This is a genomic window from Psychroserpens sp. XS_ASV72 (assembly GCF_041224425.1).
Taxonomy (GTDB): Bacteria; Bacteroidota; Bacteroidia; order Flavobacteriales; family Flavobacteriaceae; genus Psychroserpens.
Genome location: NZ_JBGFGL010000007.1, coordinates 1 through 255 on the forward strand (window position 1 = coordinate 1; position 255 = coordinate 255).

At 49.8% G+C, this 255-nt stretch carries 1 protein-coding gene; it reads right to left on the reverse strand.

The features are described from left to right. On the reverse strand, positions 1-255 hold a 255-nt coding region (locus AB9K26_RS00020), incomplete at both ends, for a hypothetical protein (RefSeq protein WP_369970508.1).

The window sequence follows — 255 nt, forward strand, 5'->3', positions numbered from 1 at the left end:
TGCTTCCAATCCATTTGAGCAGTTGTCCGCCTCATCTGTCACGTCACCAGTAATAGAAAGATCGGTAGGATCCTGGTCACACTCGATAGTGGTACCAGCAGGGACCGTAAAGGTAGGCGCAGTAGTGTCCACGACGTTTATCGTCTGCACTAGGTTAGTCTCGTTCCCACAGTCATCGACAAGCGTCCAAGTTCTTGTGATTACGGATTCGTTTGCACAGGAGCCATCGGCAACAGAATCAGTATAAGTTGCCTC